Source organism: Pseudomonas sp. P5_B2 (genome assembly GCF_056400445.1).
Genome location: NZ_JBFULH010000258.1, coordinates 1 through 5981 on the forward strand (window position 1 = coordinate 1; position 5981 = coordinate 5981).

Consider the following 5981-nt stretch of genomic DNA (forward strand, 5'->3'; position numbering starts at 1 on the left):
CTGCTGCATTCCCTGCCGAAGCCAACGAACTGGTCCGTCGTCTGAGCGGTGACCTGCCGGCTGACTTCAGCGAAAAAGCCTCGGCCTACATCGCCGAAGTGGCCGCCAAGGGCGAAACCATCGCCAGCCGTAAAGCCAGCCAGAACGCCCTGAACGCATTCGGCCCATTGCTGCCTGAGTTCCTCGGCGGTTCGGCTGACCTGGCCGGTTCCAACCTGACCCTGTGGAAAGGTTGCAAAGGCGTCACCGCCGAAGATGCCAGCGGCAACTACATGTACTACGGCGTGCGCGAGTTCGGCATGACCGCAATCATGAACGGTGTTGCCCTGCATGGTGGGCTGGTGCCTTACGGCGCGACTTTCCTGATGTTCATGGAATATGCGCGCAACGCGGTACGCATGTCGGCCCTGATGAAGCAGCGTGTGATCCACGTCTACACCCACGACTCCATCGGTCTGGGCGAAGACGGACCGACTCACCAGCCAATCGAGCAACTGGCCAGCTTGCGTTGCACGCCGAACCTCGATACCTGGCGTCCAGCCGACGCCGTTGAATCGGCGGTGTGCTGGAAGTACGCACTGGAGCGCAAGGACGGTCCTTCGGCTCTGATCTTCTCGCGTCAGAACCTGCAGCACCAAACCCGTGATGCCGGCCAGATCGCCGACATCAGCCGTGGTGGCTATGTGCTCAAGGACTGTGCGGGCGAGCCTGAGCTGATCCTGATCTCCACCGGTTCCGAAGTGGGCCTGGCTGTTCAGGCTTACGACAAGCTGACCGAACAGGGTCGTAAAGTGCGCGTCGTGTCGATGCCTTGCACCAGCGTGTTCGATGCTCAGGACGCCGGATACAAACAAGCAGTTCTGCCGTTGCAGGTCAGCGCCCGTATCGCCATCGAAGCCGCTCACGCGGACTACTGGTACAAGTACGTGGGCCTGGAAGGTCGCGTGATCGGCATGACCACCTACGGCGAGTCGGCGCCTGCGCCAGCCTTGTTCGAAGAGTTCGGCTTCACCCTGGAAAACATCCTGGGTCAGGCTGAAGAGCTGCTGGAAGACTAAAACACGGACGTGGCAGTCATGTTTTCATGCCTGCCGCGATCCCTGTAGCAGCTGCCGAAGGCTGCGTCCGGCCGCGAAGCGGTCGTAAAGCTGACAACGCGTATCTTCAACTGGAACGCGGTGCCAGATTTTACGACCGCTTCGCGGCCGGACGCAGGCTGCGCCAGCTGCTACAGGTCCGTATTGGTACAAAGAATTCGACTGCCTGCGCCTATCGAGAACCCCATGCCTCAACCGCGTCCTTACAAAGTTGCACTCAACGGCTATGGCCGGATTGGTCGTTGCGTCTTGCGTGCGTTGTTCGAGCGAGGCGAGAAGGCCGGGTTTGAAATTGTCGCGATCAACGATCTGGCTGACATGGCCAGCATCGAATACCTGACACGCTTCGACTCCACGCATGGGCGTTTTCCCGGTGAAGTGCGGGTTGAAGGCGATTGTCTGCATATTAATGGCGACTGCGTGAAGGTCCTGCGCAGTGCCACCCCCGAAGGCATCGATTGGGCGTCGCTGGACGTCGATCTGGTGCTGGAGTGCTCCGGCGCTTACCACACCCGTGAAGACGGCCAGCGGTTCCTCGATGCCGGCGCGCCGCGTGTGTTGTTTTCCCAACCGATGGCCAGCGAAGCGGATGTCGACGCCACCATCGTCTACGGCGTGAACCAGGATTGCCTGACCGGCGACGAACTGCTGGTTTCCAATGCGTCCTGCACCACCAACTGCGGCGTGCCGTTGTTGCGCCTGCTGAATCAGGCGATTGGTCTTGAGTACGTGTCGATCACCACCATTCACTCGGCGATGAACGATCAGCCGGTCATTGACGCCTATCACCACGAAGACCTGCGCCGCACGCGTTCGGCGTTCCAGTCGGTGATCCCGGTGTCCACCGGTCTGGCACGTGGCATCGAACGATTGCTGCCGGAACTTGCCGGGCGAATTCAGGCCAAAGCCGTACGCGTGCCGACGGTTAACGTGTCTTGCTTGGATATTACGATGCAGACCGTCAGCGACACCGACGCCACGGAAGTCAACCGGATACTGCGCGAGGCCGCTACCACTGGCCCGCTCAAAGGCCTGCTGGCCTATACCGAGTTGCCTCACGCCAGTTGTGATTTTAACCATGACCCACATTCGGCGATCGTCGATGCCAGTCAGACTCGAGTTTCCGGCCCACGGCTGGTGAACATCCTGGCCTGGTTCGACAACGAATGGGGGTTTGCCAACCGAATGCTGGACGTTGCAGAACATTATCTGCAAGCAACTACCCCAACAGCTTCTCCAAAACAGTAACTCAGGAATTGCGACCCATGACCGTGTTGAAGATGACCGACCTCGATCTGCAAGGTAAGCGCGTACTGATCCGCGAAGACCTCAACGTCCCAGTCAAGGACGGTGTTGTCACCAGCGATGCGCGAATCCTGGCCTCGCTGCCGACCATCAAGCTGGCCCTGGAAAAAGGCGCGGCGGTGATGGTCTGCTCGCACCTTGGCCGTCCGACCGAAGGCGAATTTTCCGCTGAGAACAGCCTCAAGCCCGTCGCTGACTACCTGAGCAAGGCACTGGGTCGTGAAGTGCCGCTGGTGGCTGACTATCTGGGCGGCGTCGATGTGAAAGCCGGCGAGATCGTGCTGTTCGAAAACGTGCGCTTTAACAAAGGCGAGAAAAAGAACGCTGACGAACTGGCCCAGCAATATGCCGCCCTGTGTGACGTGTTCGTGATGGACGCTTTCGGTACCGCTCACCGCGCCGAAGGTTCGACCCACGGCGTGGCCAAGTTCGCCAAAGTCGCTGCTGCTGGCCCGCTGTTGGCGGCCGAACTGGACGCACTGGGCAAAGCCCTCGGCGCCCCGGCCCAGCCAATGGCCGCCATCGTTGCTGGCTCCAAGGTCTCGACCAAGCTCGACGTACTGAACAGCCTGAGCCAGATCTGCAATCAACTGATCGTCGGCGGCGGCATCGCCAACACTTTCCTGGCCGCTGCCGGTCACCCGGTTGGCAAATCCCTGTACGAACCAGACCTGCTGGACACCGCTCGCGCCATCGCCGCCAAGGTCAGCGTGCCGCTGCCGGTCGACGTTGTGGTTGCCAAGGAATTCGCCGAGAGCGCCACTGCGACCGTCAAACTAATCACTGACGTAGCTGCCGACGACATGATCCTGGACATCGGCCCGCAGACCGCGGCGAATTTCGCCGAGCTGCTGAAGTCGTCCAAGACCATTCTGTGGAACGGCCCGGTGGGCGTGTTCGAGTTCGACCAGTTCGGTAACGGCACCAAAGTGCTGGCCCAAGCCATCGCGGATAGCTCGGCGTTCTCCATCGCTGGCGGTGGCGACACCTTGGCGGCCATTGATAAATACGGCGTTGCGGATCAGATCTCCTACATTTCTACCGGCGGCGGCGCGTTCCTCGAATTCGTCGAAGGCAAAGTGCTGCCAGCCGTTGAAGTCCTGGAAAGCCGGGCCAAGGCCTGAGCCTGCCCATTTGACCAGGCAAAGGAGTGTTTACATGGTCAAGACGTTAACGCTATTGATCGCAGCGGGCCTGTTGGCGGCTTGCGGGAGTAACCCGAAAGCCACGCCGGAGCCTGCGCCGCAAACCCAGGAAAAAGGCTGCTACCAGGCTGACTGGCAAGCGGAAACCAATCCTGTGATCAACAAGCGTTCCGGGCCGGATGGCCTGGATAAATACGAAACGCAGACACCCGCCAAGGAACATGGCTGTCCTTGACGGGTCTGACTCATTACTCAGGGCTGGCGGCATGCGCCGTCAGTCGAGGAACATGGATGAAAGGTTTTATCGCCGTTACGGCGCTGGCATTGCTGGCCGGTTGCGCTCAGTTGAACCTGTTCCAATCGTCCGCCCCGGTGGATAACTGGACCACCTGGACCTGCGACAGCCAGGCCAAAGTGCTGTGGCGCTACACCGACGATAGCCGTAAGGAAGTCGACGTGCGCTTGGGCGGGGCCGATCAGGTCTATCGCCTGAAGCTTGAGCCGGGCGCCGAAGGTTCGCTGTACAGCAACGACATGCTGGCGTTTCATGTGAAAGGTGAGGAAGGCCTGGTGTACTGGGTCGCCACCAATGATTTGATTGGCCGCGGTTGTAAAGCGCAATAACACGATTGATTTGATGTACAGCGATCCAAATGTGGGAGCGGGCTTTTGTGGCGAGGGGTCTTGCCCCCGTTGGAGTGCGAAGCGCTCCCGAAGCCAGCGGATGCGGTATTTCAGTTAGTCCGCGTCATCCGATTTGCGACTGCTTCGCAGCCGTACGGGGGCAAGCCCCCTCGCCACAAAGTTTCAGCGATACAAGGTTTTTTGCAGCACCGAATTCGCAGCCCGGACCAACCCCCGATCTGCAATAACTTGAATAGCCGCCGCCGCTACGGCAGGCTGGCACGATTAACGACCCAAACCGGGAGAGACACACACAATGGCACTTATCAGCATGCGCCAGWTGCTGGACCACGCMGCCGARWWCGGCTACGGCRTTCCAGCCTTCAACGTCAACAACCTTGAGCAGATGCGCRCCATCATGGAAGCCGCTGACAAGACTGACTCTCCGGTGATCGTCCAGGCTTCGGCCGGTGCTCGCAAATACGCCGGCGCCCCGTTCCTGCGCCACCTGATCCTGGCGGCGATCGAAGAATTCCCGCACATCCCGGTGTGCATGCACCAGGACCACGGCACCAGCCCTGACGTCTGCCAGCGCTCCATCCAACTGGGCTTCAGTTCGGTGATGATGGACGGTTCCCTGGGCGAAGACGGCAAGACCCCGACCGACTACGACTACAACGTGCGCGTTACCCAACAAACCGTGGCCATGGCTCACGCCTGCGGCGTTTCGGTAGAAGGCGAACTGGGCTGCCTGGGTTCGCTGGAAACCGGCATGGCCGGTGAAGAAGACGGCATCGGCGCCGAAGGCATTCTGGATCACAGCCAAATGCTGACCGACCCGGAAGAAGCCGCTGACTTCGTCAAACGCACCCAGGTCGACGCCCTGGCCATCGCCATCGGCACCAGCCACGGCGCGTACAAGTTCACCAAGCCGCCTACCGGCGACGTGTTGGCCATCGACCGCATCAAAGAAATCCACAAACGCATCCCGAACACCCATCTGGTAATGCACGGTTCTTCTTCGGTTCCGCAAGAGTGGCTGGCGATCATCAACCAGTACGGCGGCGACATCAAAGAAACCTACGGCGTGCCGGTTGAAGAAATCGTTGAAGGCATCAAGCACGGCGTGCGTAAGGTCAACATTGATACTGACCTGCGTCTGGCGTCCACCGGTGCGATGCGTCGTTTGATGGCGACCAACCCTAGCGAGTTTGATCCGCGTAAGTTCTTCGGCGCGACTGTGACTGCGATGCGTGATGTGTGCATTGACCGCTATAACCAGTTTGGTACTGCCGGTAATGCTTCGAAGATCAAGCCGATCTCGTTGGAAGGGATGTATCAGCGGTATTTGAAGGGTGAGTTGAACGCTAAGGTTAACTAAGGCCCTTAGTTTTTGAGTCGCATAAAGAACCCGCCGAGAGGCGGGTTTTTTGGATGTGTGGATGTTGGTTTTACCTCCGAAATTGAGCTCGCAGCCGAGCTTTGCGGAATTGGTTTTTTATATAGAGTCGTATGCATCAATTTTTTAGCGATAGCATGGGCCGCGTGCATGCATCTGCATCTGCATCTGCATCTGCATCTGCATCTGCATCTGCATCTGCAGCTTCAAATACAACTAGTTTTCCAGATATAATAAAATTGTTAAAGTCGATCGAGGGGTTAGAGGTTTTAGCGGCTTTATAGGCAGAGTTAGCTGCTGCAGTGTATTCATTTCGTTCGATGGAAGTATCGTTCGCTGTTTTGGTTTTATAGTCCGCTCCTGCACATTTCATGCACATAAATCCACGGATTATTGTTCCTGGTACTACTT

At 58.6% G+C, this 5981-nt stretch carries 7 protein-coding genes; 6 read left to right on the top strand and 1 reads right to left on the bottom strand.

The features are described from left to right. The 6 genes from AC1DRJ_RS17650 to fba all read left to right on the top strand — a co-directional run. Positions 1–1058: transketolase-like TK C-terminal-containing protein (locus AC1DRJ_RS17650; RefSeq protein ID WP_477803288.1), on the top strand; the 1058-nt coding region annotated here is incomplete at its 5' end. Positions 1059–1283: 225 nt separating this feature from the next. Beyond that, complete coding sequence (epd, locus tag AC1DRJ_RS17655) at positions 1284–2345, top strand: erythrose-4-phosphate dehydrogenase (protein WP_477803289.1); 1062 nt, start codon at positions 1284–1286, stop codon at positions 2343–2345. Positions 2346–2362: 17 nt separating this feature from the next. Next, positions 2363–3526, top strand: coding sequence for a phosphoglycerate kinase (locus AC1DRJ_RS17660; RefSeq protein WP_477803290.1), 1164 nt, complete (start codon positions 2363–2365; stop codon positions 3524–3526). Positions 3527–3560: 34 nt separating this feature from the next. Next, positions 3561–3782: a hypothetical protein gene (locus AC1DRJ_RS17665; protein WP_007945429.1), complete on the top strand. Its 222-nt coding sequence runs from the start codon at positions 3561–3563 to the stop codon at positions 3780–3782. A 56-nt stretch (positions 3783–3838) separates the two neighbouring features. Then, positions 3839–4171, top strand: coding sequence for an MliC family protein (locus tag AC1DRJ_RS17670; protein ID WP_077431129.1), 333 nt, complete (start codon positions 3839–3841; stop codon positions 4169–4171). Between the two features lie 316 nt (positions 4172–4487). Further along, positions 4488–5552: a class II fructose-bisphosphate aldolase gene (gene fba, locus AC1DRJ_RS17675; protein ID WP_477803291.1), complete on the top strand. Its 1065-nt coding sequence runs from the start codon at positions 4488–4490 to the stop codon at positions 5550–5552. Between the two features lie 136 nt (positions 5553–5688). Here fba and AC1DRJ_RS17680 read toward each other — a convergent pair. Then, the coding region (locus tag AC1DRJ_RS17680; protein WP_477803292.1) for a hypothetical protein at positions 5689–5981 on the bottom strand (293 nt) is incomplete at its 5' end.

Coding starts and splice junctions, on each gene's coding strand:
- epd (WP_477803289.1), top strand. CDS start 1,284: ATGCCTCAACCGCGTCCTTACAAAGTTGCACTCAACGGCTATGGCCGG.
- AC1DRJ_RS17660 (WP_477803290.1), top strand. CDS start 2,363: ATGACCGTGTTGAAGATGACCGACCTCGATCTGCAAGGTAAGCGCGTA.
- AC1DRJ_RS17665 (WP_007945429.1), top strand. CDS start 3,561: ATGGTCAAGACGTTAACGCTATTGATCGCAGCGGGCCTGTTGGCGGCT.
- AC1DRJ_RS17670 (WP_077431129.1), top strand. CDS start 3,839: ATGAAAGGTTTTATCGCCGTTACGGCGCTGGCATTGCTGGCCGGTTGC.